The sequence below is a fragment of the Paenibacillus sp. LPE1-1-1.1 genome, from assembly GCF_040676435.1.
In the GTDB taxonomy this organism is placed as follows: Bacteria; Bacillota; Bacilli; order Paenibacillales; family Paenibacillaceae; genus Pristimantibacillus.
Genome location: NZ_JBEGHY010000001.1, coordinates 1905953 through 1929782 on the forward strand (window position 1 = coordinate 1905953; position 23830 = coordinate 1929782).

Sequence of the window (23830 nt, forward strand, 5' to 3'; positions counted from 1 at the left end):
CCTTACTTATGAATTTACTTTAGAGAGGACTAAGCTATTGATAAAAAACGATGTTCCTAACAATGATTTAGTAATAAAAATTGTAAGTGATTGCCTAAATTCCACAGCCTTTAAAATAGAAAGAGTATTAAGTGGTGTATCTACTTATGTATATCGTGTTCAGTTAGGTGAGAATACCTTTTACCTTCGGATTCTTCCAGAACAAGATATGAGTTTTGGAGTGGAAGTACATGTACATTCATTATTAAAACAAAAAGGAGTCCAAGTTCCAGAAGTTATACACTTTGAACACTTTAATGAAGCCTTAGGCATGTCAATGATGCTTGTTAAAGAAATCCATGGTTCCAATGTAGAAGATTGTTCGTCAATAGATGAATACGAGGACATACTATTTGAGGCAGGAAAACAAATTGCGGTTATAAATCAAGTAAGAGTTGATGATTTTGGTTGGATTAAAAGAGGTAATGATGAATATGGAACTACATTACGAGGCGAGAAAAACTCATTATATGAATACATATATGAATTTCTAGACAAAGATTTATTTTTATTATCAGAGAATATTTTTAATAAGAATGTTACAAACCAAATCATATCCACATTAAATACTGGAACAGCACTAATGTTAAGACACCAATCCTATTTAATCCACGGAGATTTTGATGATTCACATATTTTTTTTCATAATGGAAAATTCACAGGTATCATTGACTTTGGTGAGATTCAAGGAAATAGTCCTCTATATGATTTAGGGCATTTTAAATTACATGATGGTCAGCGTTATCTTGGCTATAATTCCTTAGCAAAAGGATATAACGAAGTTAGAGACCTCTCATACGATGACCAAATAGAAATTGACCTCTGGGCATTATGGATAGGGGTTAGACGGCTTGGAATTGTATGCAAGAGAACTTGGGGAGGTTATCATGAACATTTAATTAAAGCTATAAAGACTCAAATGGATATATTAAATAAAAAATTGTAACTCCTTAAAAGGAATATTAAAAAGAGAAATTTAGATATATTACGGTAACCTGATTCCACCCCTGTCCGAAAGCTTTGTGACACTCATTTTCCTTCTAGCCAGCATCACATCAATATGGATTATAATGGCCATGTTATTCACCTAGACGGTTAAGTCATTTTCTGATTTTATATCTAAGGCATCTTGTAAAATCTTTTGAAGAACAACTGCAAACGCAGCAATTACGCTTGAAGCAAAAGTGCACATTAGTCCCAGTGATATAAAACCTGCTACGTCATCATCAATAAATATAGCTACGAATAGTATTCCTAGTACAATTAAGATACTGATTGTGATTGTACTGTACTTTATATAACTCAAAGCTCTAACAGATAATTCCGAAAAAGCCTTGTTCCTATCTATGTAGCTTAAAAGTTTAAACGCTTGATACAAAGCAACAAAAAATGGAATAGAAAATACATACGCACATACTAAAAAGGGATATTGCAAATAATCAGTCTCTGGATGCGCTGCTGCATCTCTACTGGCTATCCCAGGCAACCAAAAAATACACAAAGCAAGTGCCGTAATTCCAATAAGAACAACAACTCCTCTTAAAAAAACGTTGATCCTCGTTTCATAAAAAAACACCTCACATAGTTATTCTCAATTTGACTTTAACCTATAATTTATCGTTAAACAATATGATTTAACCTTTATACAATATATTATTATTGTTTTATATATTACCCTTGAATTTTATTCAAAGATAAAAAGCATTTCTCATGACAGAGAAATGCTCTATAAATAAACTTGTGGCATCATCTACTCGTGCGGAAGTGAAAGGGATAAACGCGCTGATTGCAGAGTAATCGGCCCTACTTTTTTTACTGCTTACGGGTTCAGTGATTTGAATAAATTGGCATCTCTCATTTCCGCGACCAGCTCTTTCTTTCGGCTTATAATAGATGAATGTCTATTTGGCTTTGAGAGAAGGAGTTTTTGTTCGTTATGAATAAACGATTTGTACGAAAGTGCGTGCTGCTTTGCGGTATCGCGATGGTGCTGTTGAACCTGAGTCCAGCCGGTCTTCCGTCAGTAAGCGCAGCATGGGTCTACACGCCGCTTGTGTCGGAGGTTAAACTCGAAACGGGCTCCGAGATCAAGAAAATGAAAATGGATGATCAACGAGGGTATCTGTATGCAACGGCATCCGATACGAATGAGTTGCTGTTCATCAACTCTAATACGATGAAAATAGAGAAGCGGCTTGCAGTCGGTTCGCATCCGGGCGGGATGGACCAGGTGGGCAATAAAATGTATGTTGCTCTCCAAGGGGCAACCTTAATTGCGGTTGTGAACTTGGATACGAAGCTGGTGGAATCTACGATTATTACAAGAATACAACCTGCGCAGGTTGCCGTAGATGGCAGCAGCTTGTTCTATGCCGATGGCGATCAATCGACCGAGATTCATCAAATTAATATGACAGATGGCACGGATACGATTATCGAACGCAGCCTATATGAACCTGAGCTTGCCGTCGACCGGCTGTCACACCGTCTGTATGCTGGTGAGACAGGTGTTTCAGCTTATAAACTTAATGCCTATCAAACGACTACCGGAGAGAATCTGTGGTCATACAAACCTGAAGGTAACGGATATGCAAGCTCTCTCGTAATCGATAATGGAGCTGTTTATTACGGCAGCCTTCATGTAGATCCGGACAAACTGAGGATCATCTCCATTTCACCGGGTGAAGTGTTGGATGCCGATTCCGCATTTGTCTATACGACAAATGGCATTTACACGAAGAGTGTAGGTGCAACATCCGCCACCTTTAATCCTCTATACGAAAATTCGCTTATTCAAGCGGACAGCAGAAGAAATGTATTCCGTTATGAACCTTTTTCGAAGACCATTAAGAAGTGGGTCTATAACCTGAATCCATCTCAGAAGGCGATAGAATTCCAGCGAAGTGCCGACAGCGGCAGCATTTCGTTTAATTACAATCTTGCTTCCTGGGTACTTGGCAAAAATGAGAAATACATGTATGCCATTTCGCCTGAAGCGAACCGTCTTCTACAGATTGATACTGCTTCGTTTACAGTTACTGGGGATCGGTACGTAGGCTCACTGCCTTCGGATGTGGATATAAAAAATGGCGTTCTCTATATCTCGCTGAAAGGCAGTACGCATATTGCCATAATTGATACACATCTGGAAACAAACTTTATGGCGCCGCTCACTGAACTGGAAGTCGGCCGGTTGACTTCCGACGTTGCTGCAGGGACAGGGAAGGCTTACTACACGACCGACAAAAGCTGGAATGAAGTGCATGAGTGGCCTTCAGCTGCGATTCACTTCACAGGATCTTACAATGATCCATCGCTTTCGCTGAGCCCGGATGAGGCAACGCTTTGGATCGGTGAAACTGGTTCGACAGGAAAATATGGAACTTTTTTATCTAATTTGCAATAATAATTTCCCCCTCATTTATTGGTTCCTCAAATCCATTAAGAAAGGTTGTTAAAATTTCTTCAGTTATAGTAAAAGCTGCATTTGCATCAAAACGTTGGCTTCGTGTCTTTAGGCGCTTTCGCAATTCATCAGGGTGTACTTTCAGATAAATAAGTCTCCATTTCCCTCCAGAGTTTTCAATAAGCTGTTTAATTTCATCCCTTTCTGACCGTTGCCAAAAACTAGAGTCAACCACAACCAGTTTTTTATCTTGTATTAATTTTACTAACTTATTACGTAATCTTATATGCGCTTCATCCAAATACTCCCTGTATTTTTCAGCTGGATAATCAATTCCATAGCGACCATTCGTAGACCATACTTCTTCATCAATAGAAAGACGTACGAAACCATCCTTTTCTAATTTTTGAGAGAAGGTTGTTTTTCCCGAACCAGCTATTCCACACATTAATACGACTAAAGAAGAATCCCCCTCTCTTTCTCGATCAATCAAATAATCAATGCTCGACTTTTCAACCATATTTTATCCCTCCAAATTATCAAAAACCTCCGTTAAAAAGTTACCTGAATTACGCCATAACAGGTAAATAGATTACTCAACTATCCTGCCAGTTAACGTAATGAAGCTGCCCGATTATGCTGGCAGCTTCAAATTGTGAATTAATTATGCTCTCGTATCCGTTAGGAAAGTTTCACATCTATGCGCCATGCAAATCTTCCCGTGCGTTCACGATTCTGAAGCTATCACCCGTGTCTTCCATTTCGTAAAGTTTGCACCTCGATTCAGGCATTTTGAACGGCTGGTGGAGGATTAGCATCCAGGTTCCTTCAAATGTTCGGAAAAGCATCCCGTGACCACTGTCTTCTTTCACTAAAGGGGGGAGTTGTTCCCAAGGACCTTCCAAATTTCCGGTTTTAGACCGCGCGATTGTCTGCACATAACTGCCCGACTGATAGCTCGACCAAAGCATGATCAGACAATCGCCCGAAGTTCGGTACAATTGGCATCCGTCCGTTACGTAAACACGAATGTTGTCGTCGGGCAGTACCTCTTCATTTGTCCATGGTGCTTCTGAAGCATTGAACAGACGAATCGGATCTCCGACCGCTTCGGTTAAATCATCCTTTAATCGGACGCCTTCGACCGTACCGTCAATCGTCTGGATCCACTCATGACAAAAAACCATCCACGGGGAACCGTCTTCTTCCACATATAATGTCCCGTCTAGCGTCATCATCGTTTCCGGCAGAACATGCCCCTCATCTTTCAACAACCTGAACGGTCCTTCCGGTGACTCGCTTACGGATATAACGGTACCTCTCCAATGCTTAGAAAACCCATTTACGGGCTCACCTTCTAGTCGCCTGTCATTATTATGCAACGTGACGAACAGGTAGTAGCGCCCATTATACTCGTGGACCTCAGGCGCCCAAGCTCCATGCTGCGGATGGGCCCACACCCCGTCAGGGACGGTGAATACCACATATGGCCCTTCCCACTGGGATAAATTCGTGCTTTTGTAAGTGATGACCCCGTGACGTTCCATTCCGTTCAACCTAGGTGCCCCTCCGGTATACAAGTAATAAACACCGGTACGGCTGTCAGCTAATACGAACGGGTCGTGTGCGGGAATATCGGCCAAACGGTGCCCCTTTTGCGGTTTATTTACATCGCAGGCGGCATTATAAATAGGCAACTGGAATCAACTCCTTTATCAAAACCATGGCTTTGCTCAAAGAAAGCAATTTTGTATGGATTTTGTATTTAATATATTCTCTTCACAATTTGGATTCCCTTCCATAAAAGTGACCTTGTAACCACGTTAGCCTACCCGTTAACCCAACAAGGCTGCCGTTCTATGCCGGCAGCCTCGTTCCATCCTTTTTGTGCTACTCCTCCACAACGCCAAGCGCCTTATTCTTTTCCTTAAATCGCTCATTATGAGAGGAGACATAAGCCACTTTCGGCGCCTCAGGGTCCATATACAGCTTCGCGCTGTTCACAGCAAGTGCCGCGTCCGTGAACGCCCCAGCGATAAGATTGAGCTTGCTGTCGTAGTTAGCGAAGTCGCCCGCTGCGAAAATGCCCGGGAGGTTCGACTCCAGCTTCCCGTTGACAAACACATTCCAGTCATCCATCTTAAGGCCCCAGTCCTTGATACCGCTGAAGTCAGCTTTCAGCCCATGATTGACGATAACAGCATCAACTGCAAGCTGTTCAGTCGTTCCAGACTCCAGATGAGCAACCGTTACACGGTCAATCATCTCCCCGTTACTGCTGAATAGCTGCGTAAGCTCATATGGCGTCCTTACGTCAACAGATGATTCCTTCATTTTGACAATGTTTTTCTCATGCCCGCCGAATTGCTCGCGACGATGCACGACCGTGACCTGCTCGGCGATAGGCTCCAGCTCATTCGCCCAGTCAACCGCCGAATTGCCGCCTCCGGATATAAGCACGCGTTTTCCGCGGAATGGCTCCAGCTCCTGAACCGTATAGTGCAGGTTAGATACCTCATAGCGCTCCGCCCCTTCAAGCTCAAGCTTCGCCATCTTTAGAATGCCGCGCCCGATCGCCAAAATAATGGTACGCGTCCAATGCTTCTCTCCTTCAGATGTCACCAGTATATAGGTACCGTCTTCCTGCTGATCCATACCATATACCTGTGTGCCGAGTACGATGGTTGGCTCAAAGGTCTGCGACTGCTGCTCCAATTGGCCAATTAGCTTCTCACACAATATCGGCGTGACACCCCCGACATCCCAAATCATCTTCTCCGGGTAGATCAGCATGCGGCCTCCAAGCTGCTCATTCGCATCAATCACCTTCGTTTTCAAATCTCTCATTCCGCTATAGAAAGCAGCATACATCCCAGCAGGACCGCCGCCGATAATCGTGACATCGTATAATTCCAATTGCTCCGTCAACGTATTTCCTCCTGAACTTGTATTTGAGATTGATTCTCACTATAATTGTAGACTTCGGTCTCTTCCAAGATCAATGGACAAACTGTAAGGAGATTTTGTACAAACTTTGCAATTCGCGCACATCTTAGAAGCATTGATTAAGCAAGCGCATGCAAGATATCATCGATTTTTTTGATGTTGGAGATAACGCCGTAATTCATCCATGTCATAAAATCCACCTCATATACGCGGTTGTTCCTTACAGCCGGAAGCGCGGACCATACAGGATGCTGAAGCAGCGCTCTCTCTTCACCTTCAGCCTGACTATGCCATTTATCAAATGTAACAAACAAATGATCAGCCGTTAGCATGGATAGCTCATCCGGCTTGAGCCTTGTCATTCTTGCAGTACTTGCCCCAGCCTCAGCTTTCTGTATCCGGTGTGGAGACAAACCTAGGTCTCCATAAAGTACGGCTGTGGCAAAACCTCTCCCCGTATCCGTGTATTGATGAACGAAATCGGCTGATATTCGCAAAAATGCGACAGTCTCTCCGCTCATGCTGCTCAGCTTGGCGCGGGCCTCTCTTGCTTTTGCCTCGTAACCCGCGATCACTTCCTCGGCCCGCTCCAAGCGCCCGACATAATTGCCAACCATTCGAAGCAGCGACCGCCAATCATCGCTTTGCTCATCCAAAACACAAAGAGGAGATACGCTGCGGCATTGTACATATTCATTGTTCTGATAACGATCCCGCAAAATAATAAAATCGGGATTATACACAGACAGCGCTGTGAAATCTTCTCTGAACTCATCGAATGTCGGGACATGGTGAAGCGCTAAGTAATCCTGCTTCCCCCATTTAGCATGCGAATACTGCACAATCGGCAATATATCAAGCGCGACTAGGAAATCCTCCAAAAACGGAGCCGCCACCCTGGGCTGGTTGCGGTGGCTGCGTCGGAATTTTCCTGGCGATACGCCAACCATTTGCTTAAAGCGCCTATTGAAATAATATTCATTCGTGAACCCGGCATGCTCCGCAATATCGGATAAGCGCTCTTCTCCCCGCATCAACCGGCGTTTGGCTTGCTCGATCCGTACCCCATTCAAATATTGGAGCGGCACTAACCCTGTCTTTTCCTTAAACAGACGGGTATATTTCCAGCGGTCAATTCCCGCTAGGTCCGCCAGTTCCTCAACCGTCAGCACATTCCGGTAATGCTGCTGAATATGGCGAATGGATTGGTCAATGCCTTCCCATTCAGTTGAACCAAACCTGCCGCTTACTGCTGCATGGTCTTGATTCTGACTAATGAGCAGCAGCAGAAGCTCCTGAAAGCGGACATAACAGTGAAAATGTCTCAGCTCTTCTTGCCCATGAGCGCAGCCATAAATATCCTCCATTAGCTCCAGCACTCTGGCAAACGGCGTGCAAGCCAGCTCCACCTTCTCTGGCAGCAATCCCTTCCCTCCACATTCCTCTTTAATCGATCGCAATCCGAATATGAGCAAGTAGTAGGAAACGCCTTCGCCTTCAGGCTCCAATCCGGCAGAAGCCTCTGGTTGTATCAAGAAGCACTTTCCCGTACCCATCGGAAGCGCCTCGCCTTTCATATGAATGCTGCCCCTTCCCCTCGTTACAATGAGCAGCGCATAGAAGCTTTCAGGTATATCCGGTTGATGATCACGCTGTGCATTCCTTATGAACCGGATCGTATGCAGGCTATATTGAGCGGCAGGAGCCGTAATAATAAGTTCGCTGTTGTGTTCTTCCATCGTTGAAACCCCGTTCCAATAATGAGAATGATTATCATTATTTATTGTAACGCAAAAAGAGCGGCTCTTCAACCATAGTTGAAAAACTGCTCTCTTTGGAATTAAGCCGGCTAGTAATACGTTGCCTATTATGATCGAACTGTTAAGGAGCCAACAGTTTCAGCAATTCGTCCATTTTTTTGAAATTCGCTGTGATCGCGCCCGTTTGCCAATAAGATCTTTCGACAGGATACACATGGCCTTCCTTTACAGCAGGAATCGATTTCCATATTGGACTATCCAGCATTTCCTGCAAAGCTTTGGCGTTCTCCTCATCCTCCCAAGCTCCGTTGGAAGGGAGCAGCACGATATGATCCGCCCCAAGCTCTGGTAAGGATTCCTCAGCCAATACCATATTGCCCTCAGTCATCGCTTGTGCATAAGCAGGCGCTTTGAGCTCCAAGTCCGTATAAAGGAGTTCACCAATAAATATGTTCTGAGTGCCAAAAATATTGATGGAATGGTCAACCACATTCATCCGCAGTACGACGAGACTCTCATCTCCAAGCGCCGATTTCAGCTCCTCTTTCACTTGGCTGATCCTACTCTCGTAGTCTTGCAATACCTGCTCGGCTTTCTCTGGCAATCCCAATAGACCCGCAATCACCTTCAATGTTTCACGGGTATCGGACAGCACCTCATTCGTAATGTGGTAGGTAGGCGCAATCTTAGAGTAATTCTCATACTGGGCTGCATCTCCCTCTCCAGCAGTTATAATCAAGTCAGGCTCAGATGCAAGAAGTGCCTCGATGCTGCCGGTCACGTCTAACAATGGAACCTCTAACCCGAGATAGTCCTGCTTGCCCCACATCGGGTTATAATATTGCACGATCGGCGTCACGCCAAGGGCAACCAAATAATCCTCGCGATATAATGCGGTTACGCGTTTCGGTTGTACCGGTATTTCTACCTCGCCGAATTGATCCGTGACGAGTCTTTTTTCCGCTGCCGCATTTCCTGCTTGGCTATTCGTACTCGTTTCTGTCGTTGCTGAAGGCTGCTGTACCACAGCATTCTCCGTTTGATCTCCCTCAGCGCCGCATCCAGACAGCATTATCGCTGCGGATAACAACAATATGTATCCCGCTTTTACTAATCCACGCAAAGCCATGACCGTACCCTCTCCTATGCCCAATCGTTTTGTAAATTCGAATAATGATTATCATTATCACTCACATAGGCTCGATTGTATCGCACAACCATTACAGTTCTCAATGCACATTCTGAACAAAAGTATTTATACAAACTCGGCAGTTGCTTAAATGCAGGGTTTCATAAATCTGATTTAATTCCGCTTTAGCTAAACGGTTTTCGTTCCACACGGTCAGTGTTCGCTCGTCAAGTTCTAGTCGTTCATTAAGCTCATTCGCAGATGCTATCCTCAACTTATCCATGACTAATGAGCTCCAATTGAACATTTCTTTGCTCGTTTTTTCGCGTGTGAACCCAATTGAAATGATAAAACCATCCTACTTTTTCCGTAATTTACTTACTACCCAGACACAAAGCAAGTACAATAAAAATGTAAAAATTGCTCCTACTAGATAAACAGGCCAACTGAGATGGAAAACTACAAAGTAACTGTTTTGATACTGAAAATCCTCAGGCGTCCTCGAAACTATATACCCGACAAGCAGGAAAATAAGGTAAGGGGTTGATAAACTAAGCGTAACACCCAATAAACTCTGCCTTTTTGTAAGCTTCATATCAGTTTCATCCTATCTGTTTAAATTAGTACACCATGCCTTCAATAGAACCGGAAGCACTTATATTGAAACATAAGATGCCTCCTGTTTATGGTTAGCTATTTTTTTCAATATAGCATACGGCTGTCAAGTACCTGTACGGTTTTAACTAAAAGTCAAGCTCTTTATTTTTATCAATACCTATTAAACATCAGCGCAAAATTTAGCTCAAAGAGGCTTCCGTTTCATGCCGGCAGCCTGGTTTTGTTTAAGTTATAGTTACCCGTAGAATGATTTTCAATTTAGTTTAATTTGTTTTCCGTAAAACCCAAGATGATTTTCCAGCTAAAAAACCGTCAATTATACTATATACAAAACCGCATATCGCGAAGACGATAACTGCAGTGAGATCGTTTAAATCATATCCGTATCCCTCAATAAAATTGCTATATTGCTTGTGGAAGACCCACTTGCCCCCAGCCGCCCCCAGTATGCTAAAAATAACCGTCCTTATCCAAAACATCAATCGGCTCCTTTTTCGCAAGAGAACCGACAAGGGCAGGACCGTTACAAAATATAGCGCTGATGCGGGCAGTGAGATAAATAAAAAAATCACAGCTAAATACGTGAACCCTAAGTTTTGCAGTCCGTAATATTCGGTTGTCTTGATTTTCTCCCCTTCCAAAATCTCTAATCCGAATGCGCTGATGCTGACTAAGAGAACAAATACAATCCACATTGCTCCATAATGCTTCGCGAAACGAGACATTCAAATCCTCCTATATCTTTCTATAATACAATTTTATGGTATCAAGTGAAATGGAATCCGCCACGCAATACAGCCCCATGCCGCATAGGAATAAGGTTTATTGTATACTAAAAGAAAAGTACAGAGAAATGTACCGTTGATACACCACCCGCTCCTTAGCAGAAGATTGCATAGGCGTTGCCAGAAATAAAGGGGATGAAGTACTGATATGAACGTTAATGAAGACGATCTCAGTTTACAATATATGAATACAAACATGATTAAGCTTGATATCGGCGAGAGCTGCCTCCTAGCGGCAATCGACTGTCACCGTTTCGGGGTCAGTCCAGACTGCGACCTTTTATTGAAGGAAGATGACGGTCGGGTCACTTCCCATATATTAGCCGGAGATATTTTCTATCTGGCAGCCGGATGTTCCGTATCGCTTCGCAGCAATACGTCATCCCGCACCCGAATCGTCGTTATCGAATTTCAATGCAAGGATGGGCAAGGCAATTTTGCCCCAATCGGAAGTCGGCAGGCTGCGGCTTCTTTCCGCATTCCCCAGATGAAAAACTGGGTGCACGCCTTCACGTCGGACCAGCAGCCAGGCAGCCTCGCGGAGCGATGGCAGCTGCAAGCGCGCCTGTATGCGATAGCGGCGGAATTCGTGAAGTCCTCGTCCGCGCCGGACCATGCAGGGCCATACGAAGCCGAATTGAATACCTATATCGAGAAGACGAAAAGAATGATTCACGGCAGCTACGATTCCGCGCTGGATATGGAGAGTCTGGCGCGCGGATCGGGCGTTGGGGCAAGCCAATTCTACCGGGCTTTCAGGGAACGTTCGGGGCTGAGCCCGCTGAAGTACGTCATATCGACGCGGTTAAATGCGTCGCTCCGCCTGCTTGCGGATCCGGCTGTTTCAGTGTCTGAAGCGGCGCATTCCGTCGGCTACTCGGACGAATATTATTTCAGCCGGCTTTTCAAGAAGCAGATGGGGCTCGCGCCTATCGAATACGCTTCAAAAGCGCAGGTCGCGATCGCCAATCTGAGCGCGATCTTCACGGGCGACTTGCAGGTGCTCGGCATTACGCCTCGCGTCAATGTGCCGCGCGACTGGCATTTGGATCCGAGCCTTAGGAAAAGCTGCATTGAGGCCATTAGAGAAGCGAAGCCGGACCGTATCCTTTCCGGTCCTATCCCGGAGGAGCTGCTAACGGAGCTCAGCCGAATCGCTCCCGTATCCGTCTATCACTGGCGGACTTATTCATGGAAGAAACGGCTGCTCGAATTCGGGCGTTTGCTCGGGATTGCGAGCGTCGCGGAACGGTGGCTGACGGAGTTCGCCCGCAAGACCGATAATGCCCGCAAGCATGTCATCGCCAAATATCCGAATACGCCGTTCCTGCTGATCGGCGTTCGCAAGGATGAGATGTGGATATACGGCTCCCAGCGGCGTAAGTTCACCGATCTGATGTACGACGAGCTAAGATTTGCCTCTCCTCCCGCGGTCGATACGATCGGTTTCCACGGCATCGCGAGCCTAAGCGAGGCGGTCGACCTTGGTTGCGGCAATGCGATTTTCTTGTTCGAATATCCGGCAACCGAAGCGGACGTAGCCGCGCTGGAAGGAGAATGGAGACAGCTTACTGATCCATCCTCACATTTCTTTTCCATCCGCATGCAAGGGCAGTTCCTGTATAATGCAGCGATGCACGAGCAGCTTGTCGACCAGACGGTCGCGCTGCTGCAAGCCAGTGCAAATGGCAAATAGAAAAATCCATTCAGTAATCGGAAAGTCCATTCCGGTTTCTTTTTTTATGCTGTAAGATAGGTAGCTGTAAGTGGTTATGATAATCATTATCAATTACAATCTCTGAAAATTGAACGAAGGAGCGCCGATGAAACTCACTTACTTATGGATCGTCTTTCTTGCATTGTCGCTCGTCTCCTTGTTCGTAGGCGTTACCGACTTGCGTCCGTGGGATCTATTCTCGATGACCGAACAACAAGCGCAGGTCATGCTTGTAAGCCGTATTCCCCGCTTGGTTAGCATATGGCTTGCGGGCATCGGCATGAGCGTCGTCGGCTTGCTTATGCAGCAGCTCGCGCGCAATAAATTCGTGTCGCCTTCAACAGCCGGCACGACCGATGCAGCCAGTCTCGGCGCACTGTTGTCCATTCTGCTCGTGCCGAACGCTCCGCCGATTATGAAGATTTCCATCGCGTTTGCGTTCGCGCTGCTCGGTACATACGCGTTCATGCGAATTCTGGACCGCATTCAATATCGCGAGCCTATCCTAATCGCGCTCATCGGCCTGATGTTCGGCAGTGTCATTGGTGCGGCCACAACGTTCCTGGCGCTTAAGTACGATCTGCTGAACAGCATCAACAGCTGGCTGAACGGCGACTTCTCGGTCGTGCTGAAGGGTCGTTACGAGATGCTTTACTTGAGTATACCCGTTATCGCCATTGCCTACCTGTTCGCCAATCGGTTCACCATTGCCGGCATGGGGGAGCATTTCGCGACGAATCTCGGCTTGGCTTACCGAAGAGTTGTCCGAATCGGTCTCATTATCGTAGCGCTCGTCTCGACGGTTGTTCTTCTGACGATCGGCTCGCTGCCTTTTCTCGGGCTCATCATTCCGAACATCGTCTCACTATATAGAGGCGACGACCTAAGGAGCAGCCTACCGCATACAGCCCTGCTCGGCGGAGTGTTCGTGCTCGCCTGCGATATTATCGGACGCGTGGTCATCTTCCCGTACGAAATTCCGATTGGATTGACCGTCGGCGTGCTCGGAAGCGCGATCTTCCTCTATTTGCTGCTAAGGAGACCATCATATGCGTGAACTTTGGAAACTTCTGCTGCTCGGCGCGCTTACTATTGGACTGATCACCGTCTTTTTGACGATTGACGCTGCCGGCAATTGGGACTATGTGCTGCCGCGAAGAGCGCGCAAGATCGGCGCGATCGCGCTGACGGGCGCGGCGATTGCTTATTCGACCGTCATGTTCCAGACGCTGACAAACAACAAAATTTTGACGCCCAGCCTCATCGGGCTCGATTCGCTCTACCTGCTGCTGCATACCGCCATTGTATTCGTATTCGGCTCAACGGCATTTACGACCTTCGGCAAGCACGAGCAATTCGCGCTATCAGTCGTACTCATGATCGCCTTCGCTATGCTGCTGTTCCGGGTGCTGTTCCGCATACAAGGAAGATATCTTTACTTCCTGCTGCTTGTCGGCATCATATGCGGCACCTTCTTCTCCAGTGTATCGTCGTTTCTGCAGATGCTGCTCGACCCGAACAACTTCCTGCTCGTACAGGACAAATTGTTCGCGAGCTTCAATAACGTGAACGCCGATATTTTGCTGCTGGCAGCAGCGCTTTCGATTGGAGCGGTTGCATTCTTTCATCGCGAGTTCAAGTACTTAGACGTGCTTGCGCTCGGCAGGGAACATGCCGTTAATCTAGGTGTACCGTATGACCGAACCGTTCGCAGGATGCTCATATGCGTCGCCGTGCTCGTCGCCGTATCGACGGCACTTGTCGGTCCGATTACATTCCTGGGGCTGATCGTCGCAAACGTTGCCTACCGCGTCGTCGGCACGTTCCGTCACAGCGTCATCATCCCTGCGGCTGTACTCATTAGCGTTGCGGCGCTCGTCGGCGGACAGCTCGTCGTTGAGCGGGTATTCACCTTCTCCACCTCGTTAAGCGTCATTTTGAATTTCATCGGCGGCGGTTACTTTCTCATCTTGATGCTGAAGGAGAACAAAACATGATTAACATTCGAGGCGTAACAAAACGATACGGCCAGCAGCAAGGCATCCACGACATAAACGTTCAAATCGCAAAAGGCCGCATTACATCGCTTATCGGACCTAACGGCGCAGGCAAGAGCACGCTGCTGTCCGTCATGAGCAGGCTTGTCCCGATGGATGACGGTGAAGTGAGCATTGACGGGCTGGACGTCAACAAAACGGACAGCGAGCGGCTAGCGCGAACCGTATCGATCCTAAAACAAACGAACGACATCAATGTCAGGCTGACCGTCGAGCAGCTTGTCGAATTCGGAAGGTTCCCGCACTCAAAGGGCAGATTAACAAGCGAGGACAAAAAGCGTGTCGAAGAGGCCATCCGCTATTTGGAGCTTGAGCCGATGCGCAAGAAATATCTCGACCAGCTAAGCGGCGGACAGCGCCAGCGCGCGTTCATTGCAATGGTCCTTGCCCAAGATACCGAATATATTTTGCTCGACGAGCCGCTCAACAATCTTGATATGAAGCATTCCGTGCAAATCATGAAGGTGCTGCGGCGTTTAACGGACGAACTTGGACGCACAGTCGTGCTTGTCCTGCACGACATCAACTTCGCTTCCTGCTATTCAGACGCTATCATCGCGATGAAGGACGGACAAATCGTCCATGAAGGCCCGACCGGTCAGATGATCGACGCTTCGGTTTTGAGAGACGTCTACGACATGGATATTCCGATTCACAACATTAACGGTAACAACATTTGTGTTTATTTCTCATGAATCATCGAAGGAATAAGCGATTCCTTTATGACGATAAAACAATCTAATTTAAAAAGGAGCGACCATCCATGAAGAAATCATTTGTAACCATCATCCTTACACTCGTGCTTGCAGTCATCGTGTCCGCTTGTGGCAGCAATAACGCTAACAATAGCAGCGGAGCGACGAACGCATCTACCGAAGCACCGACTGAATCGCCAACCGCGCCTGCCGAAGTGACGATTACGCATTCTCTCGGTACAGCCACCGTCAAATCGAATCCGGCCAAAGTCGCCGTCTTTGACTACGGCGTACTCGATACGCTCGACAAGCTCGGTATCGAAGTTGCGGCCGTACCGCAAGATAATCTTCCTTCTTACTTGGAAAAATACAAGGATAGCAAATATGAAAATGCCGGCACCTTGTTCGAGCCGGACTTCGAGAAGCTAAGCGCGCTGGGGCCTGACGTGATCTTCATCGGCGGCAGAACGTCGGAAGCGTACGAGGAATTGAATAAAATCGCCCCTACGATTCTCGTGTCGGTCGATTATGCAAGCTATGCGCAATCGTTCGAATCCAATATGAAGATGATCGGCCAACTGTTTGGCAAGGACGCCGAAGTTGCGGCAGAGATATCCGCCATTCAAACGGCAAGCGCCGACCTGAGCGCGAAAGCAGCGAACGCCGGCAAGGCGCTCATCCTGCTTACGACAGGCGGCAAAATCTCTGCGTACGGCCCAGGCTCCCGCTTTGGCATCATCCATGACGTGCTCGGCTTTGTCCCTGCCGATGCGGCTATCAAATCCGACACTCATGGACAAAGCGTATCCAACGAGTACGTACTGGAAACAAACCCGGACATCCTGTTTATCGTCGACCGCGATTCCGTAGCTGGCGGTGAAGGCACTCAGCCCGCGAAGCAAGTGATCGAGAACGATTTGATAAAAAATACAAATGCCTACAAAAATAATAAAATCTTCTATCTCTCCCCTGGTTACTGGTACTTGTCCGGCGGCGGCCTGATCTCCGCTAAGGAAATGATAAACGAAGCAGCAAAGGCGGTGGAATAATTATGCTAGTACAGACAAGAACGATTGTTGTAAAGCCGGGTAACGCCGACAGTGTCGTCGAGCGTTTCAGCGGTCCAAGTCCGCTGGACGAACGTGAGGGGTTGCTCGATATCACAGTCATGGTCAATAAGAAGACGAAAGAGCACGAAGAAGTAGTGGTCACTATCCGCTGGGAATCCATTGAAGCGTGGAAGAACTGGGAGAAGAGCCCCGAGCATATTAATGGTCACCGGCAGAACCGCGGCCAGTCGGCACCTGACTACGTGATCAGCACCGATGTCAACTTCTACAACGTCAAAGCCGTTAAAACAGGCGGACAGCTTCGCACCTTCGAAAGCGAGTAAGCTAAAGCCGAATACGGCATACCTATCTGTATCAAATGCCCGGGCATTTGCTTTCCTTTAGCTTCTTAAGTCAGGTTAAAAGTTTAAGACCCGTAAGATGGGCTCTTCATACGCGAAGAGTCCATTCTTACGGGTCTTTGTTTTATTTTAAGAACTATTTTTTCGAACGTTTTTTGGAAGATGTTTTAACATTTTTTCCGCGTTTCACGCTCGAAACCATAACATTTTTCTCCGTATGCGTGTAATAGTGCTGATAGACAGGACAACAATGATGCTGCTTTACCGTTTCAATATTTTGAACGACATTCACGATCTGAGGATGGAAGTAGTTCTCGTATTGCGTAATTGGAGGATCATAAATCGTCTGCGTTGGACAATCGGGACAAAAGCCAGCGTCGGTCATGCCGCCTACGTTGCCCAAAGTATCGTAATTATTTCGGTTCACAGTAATTATCCCCTTCCTGTTTTGGAATACACCTTATTGTATTCACAGTGAAGCCATACGACCTGTACGCTTGACATGGAAGGCGATGGCCTGCCAGGTTTCTGCGGTTAGGAGAGCGGGAGAGTTACCGTGTACCGGTTACATCTTGTGATTTTATTATTTAAAAGGTTTGATGTTTCGTCTAGCTTTCATGAAGCTTTAAATTGGAGAAAACCTGATTTCGACCATTTTGTTTTGCTTTATAAAGGGCTAGGTCCGCTTGCTCGATGATATCGTCCTGATGGCTCCTCGATAAAGATGCAACACCGATTGAAATCGTAATATTAATTCTGTTTCCATCGTTTAATTCAAATGGATGGTCCTGTACGGCAAGTCTGATTCGCTCTGCGATAACAAGTGCATCGTGGTGAGGACATTCAATTAGTAATATTGAAAACTCCTCTCCTCCGATACGAGAGATGACGTCAAAATTGCGAGATGTGACTTTAAGCAGCTCTCCTACCTGTTTTAATAAACTGTCACCGTTTGGATGCCCATAAGTATCATTCACTTTTTTAAAATAGTCGATATCAACCAGCATTAACGTTAGTTCCTGATTTTTATCTATTGCATTTGATAACTTCTTATTGAACAAAAGGTCAAACATGCGGTGATTATTCAATCCAGTTAAATAATCGACTGTCGCATCTCTTTCCATTCGTAATGAATAACGCTTTGCTTTTTCCAAAAACAGGGCTAGATGCGCAGAAAACAATCCTCCTGCAGACATCATCAAGACAAATAAGACCGTTGGACTAAGCCCATGGCTTCCTAAAATCAAGAAGAAAACGATTGAAGTAAGTACATTGCATATCAGCAGTGAATATACCCATTTTTTCCAATAAGAAAAGCCCATGCTGCAAACAATACCTACACCAAGAGCAATGAGCATCGTATTCCAGGTGGCAATCAAAGTATCCGTGGTGATAGAGCCAAAAGCAAATAAACGCATCAAACTAATAATAATTCCTGTTATTAAGGTTGGAACGATACCGCCCGCAAGAGCCGTGAGAATCAACGCAAGCTGCCTAAAATCCAGAATGGTATTATCAAAACTTACTGTAAAAATAATAAGCAGGGTACCTAACAAACCGCCTATCAATCCGATTATAAATTTTTCGGACCAGGTTAGCGGTTCACCAAGACCTCTTTTCTTAAAAAATACTTGGCTAGTCATAAATAAAAATGCTGTAACAATAGCAAAATTAGCGATTATGTCTTGGAAAGTATCAAAAATAACTACTCTCATAATTATCTCCTTATAGAACACCCGGAAACTCCGCGCAGTATAGTCTTGATGTAGCTGTTAGCCATCTTTCACAACTTTTTTAGAAACAAACAATAATAATAACATCAATAGTAAAAAACGGATACAGGTAAAAGAAAAATCATTATTAGCAAGCTGCTGTGCGTTACCCTGCCGTTAGCTCATAAAGAAAGGGAGCAGCTGCCACATAGCAAACTGCTCCTTGTAGATTCAACTATATTGAGCGACCAATCGAAATCGTTATTTTAACTAGAAGCCGCATCATAAGAAGGAACAAACTTCTTCAACAACGCCATACACGTGGAATAAATTCGATAACCAATTAATCCGCCTAATGAATTCAGAATGACATCGTCTATATCGAAGCTTCCAACATGCAAAATCATTTGTGAAACTTCTAAAATAACAATAACAATCACTAGTAATAGAACGAAGCGATTAACATTCCGAGTTTTTTTAAAAAAGTACGGCGAACTAAATCCTAACGGTATAAACAATAAAATATTTCCGAAGAGGTTGTTAAACCAAGTGTTAAAACTGTAATGTTCATACCTTGTAATATACGTGGCAATTGTTTTAAAAGGAATGACATTGTAGTCGTAACCGCTTTGACGGTAATTGCCATTCAACAACATGAATAACCAGTGATCCAAAAACAAAGTCTTCACGACGAACATCACATAAATAATAAACAATCCAACCATAGCAACTGTTGTGAATAATCTAAATAGCCTCATAAACTCCCCTTTGCCACTCTTCGACTTATTTGAAACAGACGCTTTAGATAAGGGGATGGTTGCACATTTCGTTAAAATGATAAAAGCCGCAATTAGCGGCTTCTGAACGCAAAAAAGAGGATCGATAGGCTATCCATCAATCCTCTTTTACCTGGCAATGGCCTCATGACCTAACTGCCAGTATTAGCGTAATCGCCACGGCTAACAAAGGACTGCCTGCGATTAAGCATTAATCCGCTAAAATCGTGTCAATGCGCTGTATAACCTCTTTCGTCAGCGTAAGCTCGCTTGCTTTGCTATTTTCCACTATCTGATCCGGACGGCTGGCTCCGACCAAGGCGCTGGCGACGTTTGGCTGCCGGAGCACCCAAGCGATGGCAAGCTGCGCGGTAGAGAAACCAAGCTCCCCTGCCAATTCTTTCAGCTGATCCACGCGGGATAGATGCCAATCGCTCAAATAACCTCCGATATACATATTAGAGCTTGCGTCCAGCGCCCGGCTGCCCTGCGGCTTTCCTGCTTCCCCGCGGCTGTATTTTCCCGTAAGCACGCCCTGTGCAAGCGGCGAGAACACGACCTGGCTTATGCCGTTACGTTCGCCCAGCGGAATGATTTCCTTCTCGATTGCGCGGTGGAACACATGGTATTGCGGCTGATTAACCACGATGCGGTCAAGCAAATATTTATCCGCTACCTGCAGCGCTTCCTGCATCTGCGCAGCCGTCCACTCGCTTACGCCGACATAAAGCACTTTGCCGGAACGGACAAGATCCTCTATCGTGCGAAGCGTCTCATCCACCGGCGTATTCGAATCAAAACGGTGACAATAATAAATGTCGATATAGTCAAGGCCAAGCCTTTTCAAACTGGCATTCGCCTGTTCCAAAATATGCTTGCGGGACAAGCCGCGATCGTTCGGGCCCGCCCCCATTTCACCAAACACCTTCGTCGCAATGACGTACGACTCGCGGGCATAGCTCCGCAATGCCTCTCCGACGACCTCCTCGGCTTTTCCGCGCATGTATACATTGGCTGTATCGAAGAAATTGATGCCTAAATCATAGGCCTGAGCAATCGTTTCGGCTGCCGTTCTGTTATCAACCGAATTTCCGTACGTCAACCAGCTTCCAAGACTGATTTCGCTTACCTTTAAGCCCGTTCTTCCGAGATTTCTATATTTCATGTCAACCTCCGCTGCTTTCATTATTTTAGCTGTTCATCCTAAAATAGTTCGCTTTTCTACTATTGGCGTGTGATAGATGATAGATCTGTGATCCACGAGATTTCACGCTTCAGCAAGCTCAAAAACTCCGAGTGCAGCAAGCCCTCTTCGCGATGGGCAGGCGTTAGGCAGCTCACTCTTCCGCTGCCATAGGGATGGCGCCAGCCTGCAATGGATTCCCCGTCTTCCGAAGAGGAGCGCAGAAAAACCTCCGTGTTCTCCTCGTCGCAATGGACAAAATAATGCTCATCCACAAAGGCAAACCGCTCCTGCTGTCCGTTGTCCGCCGCAGAATAGCTCACCTGCTTGTTCTGCTCGGGATGCGATAGGAAATAACCGCGCAGCATCTGCGTATAACTGCTATCCGGAGGATAGGAGGCTAACCCGGAATGCCACGCCAACCAGCCTCCGCCATTTTCCACGTATTGCACGATCTGATCCGAAAGAGCCGGCGTCATCCATTTCAAATCCGGCTGTTCAATGGGGGCCACACGGTCCTCTGCGAACAATGCGACGGCAGCCGGTTGATTGCGGAGCTTGCCGATGAGTTGATCCGGATGGCTGACAAAATGCACCTGGAGCTCCGATGCCTCGATCAACCCTGCTAACGCTTTAAGCAGCGATTCTCTGGCGAGCTCCTCCTTGTGATAGAAATCGCCTACGAGCGCGACGAGCGTTTTCATCCTGCGCTTTCCTCCTCGTTCATGCGAATTTGATTACATTTTCATCGGCGCCCCGGTATGGTCGATAAACAGAGCATCCGCTTCGGTTTTCCGTTCTGCGAGGTCAAGGATACCGGCAGCGGATACGGTCGCATCGCCTGGAGCCTGCTCTCCGCCCATATCCGTTCTAATCCAGCCCGGATGAAGCGCATGAACGATAATTCCTGACGGCGCCAGCTCCTTGCGAATCTGAGCGGAGAACATATTCAGCGCCGACTTAGAAAGCGCGTAGGAATAGTCCCCGCCGTATGCGCCGGCAAAGCTGCCTGCTTCCGAGCTAATATTAATGACGCACGGCCTTTCCCCTTTGCGGAGCAGCGGCAAGAAATGCTTCAGAACGACTATAGGACCGTATAAGTTCGTTTGGAAGGATTGCTCTACCAGCTCCATATCAAGCTGTTCGAGCTTCTGGTCTCGGCCAAGCAATATGGCTGCGCTGTTAATGACAGCGTCAAGACTTTGAATGCGGCTCCCGACTTGCTCATAGGCATAACGGACCGAGTTCTCATCGGTTACATCTAGCGGCACTATCGTTACCTGGCCTGGAAAACCCGTAATCAGATCCTGCAGGCCATCGGCAGAAGAACCTGGGCTGCGAACTCCGGCCAGCACATGATGTCCCCGCTTACAAGCCTCGGCAGCAAGCGCAAGCCCTAACCCACGATTTGCACCTGTAATCAATATGTTCATATGGTTTATATCCTCCTATCAATCTATGCTTTGTTTTTGCCGCGTTGCTGAACAAACGGCTGCTATTTTTTGTCGTTCTCCAGCAGCTCAAGCATGATTTTTAATTGTTTAAAGGAATCCATATAAGCGTATCGTCCGCCTGTATACTCCCCTTTTTGTACCAAGGCCATACCTTTCTTTTCCATTGCAGCAACCTTTTCTTTCATTCCATCCACCACAAAAGCAATATGATGCGGACCTTCACCGTGCTGATCAAGATGCTCTCTCCATGTGCTTGGGTGCTCATCCGGCTCGATTAGCTCAAGCTGCAAGGCTCCCATGTCAAAAAAAGCAAGCTTAGCGCGCGCCACCGACGGCTCTCCGTTATATTCAGTCTGCGCTTTGTCTACCGTATCGGTCCAGAACCAAACCGGCTTCTCCACGCCAAAAAAATCGGCATAGGCCTGCGACGTTTCATCAATGTCCTTCACCAATAATCCAATTTGCGTAATCGTGCGTGTTCCCAGCACATTGCTGTCCATGCCCATCTCTCCCTATTCGTTTTTTATGATAGACTTCGTTTCTTCTATTCGTAAAAAGCATTATTGCCTTCTGCTATACAAGCGCGAAATACTACTCTCTTACAAAAGCTACATGCCTATCACCCCTCTCGCTAATGGTAACCGCATCGCATGAACGCGCGTTCATTTTGCAGAAAAGAAAGTTGAAAGAGCTGTCTGATTATACGCATACCGTCTATATGAAATGCACCAATATACTCTAATTTCATTTTTGAATACCGTTATTTGCAGCCAGCTTCCGAATGAAAGCCCATCATTGCGAAGCAGCTTTCCTGCCCATATTGCCGCCTCGGCTCTCTTGCTTATTTTTGCCTGGCACTCCGACCGGAGAAAGATTGCACACAAATACTTTAACAGGAAAATTTCCATCTATTTTGTGCGAAAAAGCGGCTTATCTACGTTTAACTGGAAATTTTCCCTTTAATAATATGTAAACCGCTGCAAACTGGAATAATCAGCTGCATTAGCAGGGAAATTCCCGTTAATTTGGTCTACGGTTTCTAACTCCCCAATCAGGCTGTCGTTACGCTCTGACAGGAATCCCTTACGATCAGCTTGGTTCCCGCTGCGGAAGCTTGGAATGTATCCGTGCCGCGCTCGATGCTGGTGATCAAGGTTTTCGTCAACTGGTCCATCATGTCGACAAAATCAACCTTAATCGTCGTTAAGGGAGGGCTGTGATGCTCACTCCGAAAATGATCGTCAAAGCCGATGACAGACACATCCTGCGGCACGCGGATTCCAGCCTCCTTCAGAGCGCGAATCGCTCCAAACGCTACACTGTCGTTCGCAGCAAATAACGCCGTAGGGAGCTTCGTCCCCGCTTTCAGAAAATCCTTAATGGCCTTATAGCCGCTCGCCTCGTTAAAATCGCCCGGCAATATCCACTCCGGGTTAACGGGCAGGTTATGCCGCTCCATCGCAGTCTGAAAGCCCCGCCGCTTGGACGGCCCCGAATATCGGTTCATATCCCCGTTGATCATGCCAATCCGGGTATGCCCCAAGCTGACTAAATAATCGACAGCCTGGCCTACGCCGGTTTCATTGTCGAAGTTGAATACAATCCGGTTCGGCTCTGTACGGCCGGGTACATGCTGGTCAACGATCGCAACCATGAAGCCTTCCTTGATCAGCTCTTCGATTAACGGTTCATGATTGGCTGCCCCGATAAATACGCCTCCATCAATCCTACGCTGGTAGAAGCTTTCCTTGATGGTTCGGGTTTCCTCCTGCTCCTTCAACTCCCGCACGATATGCGTCAGCACATAATAGCCTTGGGAAGAAGCGCTTTCAATAATTCTCGCCAGCAGCAAGCTCGAGATGCTGTCGCCCGATACGCGTCCGGAGTCGATCATGAATAGACCGATCGTTCTCGTACGTTTGCCGGCAAGCACCTGTGCGGATAAGTTCGGATAATAATTGTATTGCTGAATAACCTTCATCACCTTTTGTTTCGTGTGTTCCGGCACGTTGGCATAATTATTGATGACCCGGCTGACCGTGCTTCTCGATACGCCTGCCAGCCTAGCAATCTCCGTGCTGTTTATTTCCTTATTCAATTGATAACCTCCGCTTGTAAACGCGCGTTTATGCGCATATGGTA

22 protein-coding genes and 1 pseudogene are annotated in these 23830 nt (G+C 46.6%); 8 read left to right on the plus strand and 15 right to left on the minus strand.

Features of this window, described 5'->3' with window-relative positions; genetic code table 11:
• The first annotated feature begins 37 nt into the window (after positions 1-37).
• Positions 38-985, plus strand: a complete 948-nt coding sequence (locus MRBLPE1_RS08305) for a phosphotransferase (RefSeq protein WP_364143888.1) — start codon at positions 38-40, stop codon at positions 983-985.
• Positions 986-1030: 45 nt separating this feature from the next.
• On the opposite strand, the pseudogene MRBLPE1_RS08310 reads toward MRBLPE1_RS08305, so the two are convergent.
• Both MRBLPE1_RS08310 and MRBLPE1_RS08315 read right to left on the minus strand, forming a co-directional pair.
• Positions 1031-1126: pseudogene (locus tag MRBLPE1_RS08310) on the minus strand (transcriptional regulator); the annotation flags it as partial.
• Positions 1127-1615 (minus strand): DUF2975 domain-containing protein, encoded by a 489-nt coding sequence (locus MRBLPE1_RS08315; RefSeq protein ID WP_364143891.1) that lies wholly within the window; start codon positions 1613-1615, stop codon positions 1127-1129.
• 360 nt (positions 1616-1975) lie between these two features.
• On the opposite strand from MRBLPE1_RS08315, the gene MRBLPE1_RS08320 reads away from it, so the two are divergent.
• Complete coding sequence (locus MRBLPE1_RS08320; RefSeq protein ID WP_364143894.1) at positions 1976-3445, plus strand: YncE family protein; 1470 nt, start codon at positions 1976-1978, stop codon at positions 3443-3445.
• On the opposite strand, the gene MRBLPE1_RS08325 is transcribed toward MRBLPE1_RS08320, so the two are convergent.
• The 5 genes from MRBLPE1_RS08325 to MRBLPE1_RS08345 all read right to left on the minus strand — a co-directional run bounded on the left by MRBLPE1_RS08325 (position 3432) and on the right by MRBLPE1_RS08345 (position 9280).
• Entirely contained in the window at positions 3432-3965 is a 534-nt protein-coding gene (locus tag MRBLPE1_RS08325; RefSeq protein ID WP_364143897.1) for an AAA family ATPase, read from the minus strand. The genes MRBLPE1_RS08320 and MRBLPE1_RS08325 overlap by 14 nt on opposite strands.
• Before the next feature lie 178 nt (positions 3966-4143).
• On the minus strand, positions 4144-5142 hold the full coding sequence (locus MRBLPE1_RS08330; protein ID WP_364143900.1) for a glycoside hydrolase family 43 protein: 999 nt from the start codon (positions 5140-5142) through the stop codon (positions 4144-4146).
• 193 nt (positions 5143-5335) lie between these two features.
• Positions 5336-6373 (minus strand): NAD(P)/FAD-dependent oxidoreductase, encoded by a 1038-nt coding sequence (locus tag MRBLPE1_RS08335; protein WP_364143903.1) that lies wholly within the window; start codon positions 6371-6373, stop codon positions 5336-5338.
• 137 nt (positions 6374-6510) lie between these two features.
• Positions 6511-8130 (minus strand): AraC family transcriptional regulator, encoded by a 1620-nt coding sequence (locus tag MRBLPE1_RS08340; RefSeq protein ID WP_364143906.1) that lies wholly within the window; start codon positions 8128-8130, stop codon positions 6511-6513.
• A gap of 142 nt (positions 8131-8272) precedes the next feature.
• Positions 8273-9280, minus strand: a complete 1008-nt coding sequence (locus tag MRBLPE1_RS08345) for an ABC transporter substrate-binding protein (protein WP_364143909.1) — start codon at positions 9278-9280, stop codon at positions 8273-8275.
• A gap of 1551 nt (positions 9281-10831) precedes the next feature.
• On the opposite strand from MRBLPE1_RS08345, the gene MRBLPE1_RS08350 reads away from it, so the two are divergent.
• The 6 genes from MRBLPE1_RS08350 to MRBLPE1_RS08375 all read left to right on the plus strand — a co-directional run bounded on the left by MRBLPE1_RS08350 (position 10832) and on the right by MRBLPE1_RS08375 (position 16545).
• Positions 10832-12379 (plus strand): helix-turn-helix domain-containing protein, encoded by a 1548-nt coding sequence (locus MRBLPE1_RS08350; RefSeq protein WP_364143912.1) that lies wholly within the window; start codon positions 10832-10834, stop codon positions 12377-12379.
• Positions 12380-12506: 127 nt separating this feature from the next.
• Positions 12507-13457, plus strand: coding sequence for an ABC transporter permease (locus MRBLPE1_RS08355; protein ID WP_364143915.1), 951 nt, complete (start codon positions 12507-12509; stop codon positions 13455-13457).
• Positions 13450-14397 (plus strand): iron chelate uptake ABC transporter family permease subunit, encoded by a 948-nt coding sequence (locus tag MRBLPE1_RS08360; RefSeq protein WP_364143918.1) that lies wholly within the window; start codon positions 13450-13452, stop codon positions 14395-14397. Before MRBLPE1_RS08355 ends, MRBLPE1_RS08360 begins: the two co-directional genes overlap by 8 nt.
• Positions 14394-15152, plus strand: a complete 759-nt coding sequence (locus MRBLPE1_RS08365) for an ABC transporter ATP-binding protein (protein ID WP_364143921.1) — start codon at positions 14394-14396, stop codon at positions 15150-15152. The genes MRBLPE1_RS08360 and MRBLPE1_RS08365 overlap by 4 nt, the downstream gene beginning before the upstream one ends.
• 68 nt (positions 15153-15220) lie before the next feature.
• Positions 15221-16201, plus strand: coding sequence for a siderophore ABC transporter substrate-binding protein (locus tag MRBLPE1_RS08370; RefSeq protein WP_364143924.1), 981 nt, complete (start codon positions 15221-15223; stop codon positions 16199-16201).
• Between the two features lie 2 nt (positions 16202-16203).
• On the plus strand, positions 16204-16545 hold the full coding sequence (locus tag MRBLPE1_RS08375) for an antibiotic biosynthesis monooxygenase (protein ID WP_364143927.1): 342 nt from the start codon (positions 16204-16206) through the stop codon (positions 16543-16545).
• Positions 16546-16699: 154 nt separating this feature from the next.
• On the opposite strand, the gene MRBLPE1_RS08380 is transcribed toward MRBLPE1_RS08375, so the two are convergent.
• From MRBLPE1_RS08380 to MRBLPE1_RS08415, 8 genes are all read right to left on the minus strand, one after another.
• Positions 16700-16990: a hypothetical protein gene (locus tag MRBLPE1_RS08380; protein WP_364143930.1), complete on the minus strand. Its 291-nt coding sequence runs from the start codon at positions 16988-16990 to the stop codon at positions 16700-16702.
• 181 nt (positions 16991-17171) lie between these two features.
• Positions 17172-18278, minus strand: coding sequence for a GGDEF domain-containing protein (locus MRBLPE1_RS08385; protein ID WP_364143933.1), 1107 nt, complete (start codon positions 18276-18278; stop codon positions 17172-17174).
• 263 nt (positions 18279-18541) lie between these two features.
• Positions 18542-19033, minus strand: a complete 492-nt coding sequence (locus MRBLPE1_RS08390) for a VanZ family protein (RefSeq protein ID WP_364143936.1) — start codon at positions 19031-19033, stop codon at positions 18542-18544.
• A 229-nt stretch (positions 19034-19262) separates the two neighbouring features.
• Positions 19263-20216 (minus strand): aldo/keto reductase family protein, encoded by a 954-nt coding sequence (locus tag MRBLPE1_RS08395; protein WP_364143939.1) that lies wholly within the window; start codon positions 20214-20216, stop codon positions 19263-19265.
• Positions 20217-20275: 59 nt separating this feature from the next.
• The gene (locus MRBLPE1_RS08400; protein ID WP_364143942.1) at positions 20276-20938 is read right to left on the minus strand and encodes a ThuA domain-containing protein; all 663 of its coding nucleotides are present in this window, start codon (positions 20936-20938) and stop codon (positions 20276-20278) included.
• Positions 20939-20971: 33 nt separating this feature from the next.
• Positions 20972-21667, minus strand: a complete 696-nt coding sequence (locus tag MRBLPE1_RS08405; RefSeq protein ID WP_364143945.1) for an SDR family oxidoreductase — start codon at positions 21665-21667, stop codon at positions 20972-20974.
• A gap of 62 nt (positions 21668-21729) precedes the next feature.
• Positions 21730-22188 carry a VOC family protein gene (locus MRBLPE1_RS08410; protein ID WP_364143948.1) on the minus strand — a complete coding sequence of 153 codons (459 nt, stop codon included), beginning with the start codon at positions 22186-22188 and terminating at the stop codon, positions 21730-21732.
• A gap of 551 nt (positions 22189-22739) precedes the next feature.
• A complete protein-coding gene (locus MRBLPE1_RS08415; protein ID WP_364143950.1) occupies positions 22740-23786 on the minus strand; it encodes a LacI family DNA-binding transcriptional regulator in 1047 nt (348 codons plus the stop codon).
• Between the last annotated feature and the right edge of the window lie 44 nt (positions 23787-23830).

Coding starts and splice junctions, on each gene's coding strand:
- MRBLPE1_RS08350 (WP_364143912.1), top strand. CDS start 10,832: ATGAACGTTAATGAAGACGATCTCAGTTTACAATATATGAATACAAAC.
- MRBLPE1_RS08345 (WP_364143909.1), bottom strand. CDS start 9,280: ATGGCTTTGCGTGGATTAGTAAAAGCGGGATACATATTGTTGTTATCC.
- MRBLPE1_RS08320 (WP_364143894.1), top strand. CDS start 1,976: ATGAATAAACGATTTGTACGAAAGTGCGTGCTGCTTTGCGGTATCGCG.
- MRBLPE1_RS08410 (WP_364143948.1), bottom strand. CDS start 22,188: ATGGACAGCAATGTGCTGGGAACACGCACGATTACGCAAATTGGATTA.
- MRBLPE1_RS08340 (WP_364143906.1), bottom strand. CDS start 8,130: ATGGAAGAACACAACAGCGAACTTATTATTACGGCTCCTGCCGCTCAA.
- MRBLPE1_RS08405 (WP_364143945.1), bottom strand. CDS start 21,667: ATGAACATATTGATTACAGGTGCAAATCGTGGGTTAGGGCTTGCGCTT.
- MRBLPE1_RS08395 (WP_364143939.1), bottom strand. CDS start 20,216: ATGAAATATAGAAATCTCGGAAGAACGGGCTTAAAGGTAAGCGAAATC.
- MRBLPE1_RS08325 (WP_364143897.1), bottom strand. CDS start 3,965: ATGGTTGAAAAGTCGAGCATTGATTATTTGATTGATCGAGAAAGAGAG.
- MRBLPE1_RS08400 (WP_364143942.1), bottom strand. CDS start 20,938: ATGAAAACGCTCGTCGCGCTCGTAGGCGATTTCTATCACAAGGAGGAG.
- MRBLPE1_RS08385 (WP_364143933.1), bottom strand. CDS start 18,278: ATGAGAGTAGTTATTTTTGATACTTTCCAAGACATAATCGCTAATTTT.
- MRBLPE1_RS08365 (WP_364143921.1), top strand. CDS start 14,394: ATGATTAACATTCGAGGCGTAACAAAACGATACGGCCAGCAGCAAGGC.
- MRBLPE1_RS08375 (WP_364143927.1), top strand. CDS start 16,204: ATGCTAGTACAGACAAGAACGATTGTTGTAAAGCCGGGTAACGCCGAC.
- MRBLPE1_RS08360 (WP_364143918.1), top strand. CDS start 13,450: ATGCGTGAACTTTGGAAACTTCTGCTGCTCGGCGCGCTTACTATTGGA.
- MRBLPE1_RS08390 (WP_364143936.1), bottom strand. CDS start 19,033: ATGAGGCTATTTAGATTATTCACAACAGTTGCTATGGTTGGATTGTTT.
- MRBLPE1_RS08370 (WP_364143924.1), top strand. CDS start 15,221: ATGAAGAAATCATTTGTAACCATCATCCTTACACTCGTGCTTGCAGTC.
- MRBLPE1_RS08355 (WP_364143915.1), top strand. CDS start 12,507: ATGAAACTCACTTACTTATGGATCGTCTTTCTTGCATTGTCGCTCGTC.